This is a genomic window from Bradyrhizobium sp. MI1.7, from assembly GCF_055811795.1.
On record NZ_JBVVPO010000250.1, the window covers coordinates 1 to 564 of the forward strand.

A 564-nucleotide genomic window follows, 5' to 3' on the forward strand; every position below is an offset into this window, starting at 1 on the left:
CGTTGCGTCGCAGTTCACGGGATATTGTCGAAGCAGCCCGCCCCAGGCGACGTCCAATCTCTTGCCTGGAATGGCCCCAAAGCGCATCAGCTCAGTATCTCTTTGCGATACCACGGGCAGCCAAAGCGTCGACCTTCAACAGCGGCGTCAGCGCCGGGCCATTGACCCGATTGTTTTCGAACCTGCGTTGCCCTCTTTGACCTAGAGCGGAAGTCCGCCACCGTCAGGCGACACCGCGCAAGGGCAGGGCTAGCTGCATGTCGAAACGCTGTGTGGCATTGGCGGATGAAGTCTTGCAGCGCAGACGAGATCTCGGGCTCCGTGTCGGGCTGCGCGCTGGGCCAGGGCGTCCGCGACGTCGGAAGTCGCATCCCGCGACCACCCCTCAACGGGATTGAATGAAACAATCCGGACCGGATAGGCGTACTGGCCGGACAGGAGATTTTGCAGGATCGTCTCGATGTCAGTGTCAGCCTCATCGGTCTCGCGCCAGGCGCAACCGGCGCGCGCGCCGAAGTCTTCAAGCACCAGATAGATGTCGCGGTCGAGGCGGTCGGCCGGCAG

Annotated in this window: 2 pseudogenes; both read right to left on the reverse strand. The window is 62.8% G+C overall.

Annotated features, from left to right (window positions below):
• Positions 1–76: pseudogene (locus AC0L3X_RS47385) on the reverse strand (helix-turn-helix domain-containing protein); the annotation flags it as partial.
• A gap of 147 nt (positions 77–223) precedes the next feature.
• Positions 224–564: pseudogene (locus AC0L3X_RS47390) on the reverse strand (hypothetical protein); the annotation flags it as partial.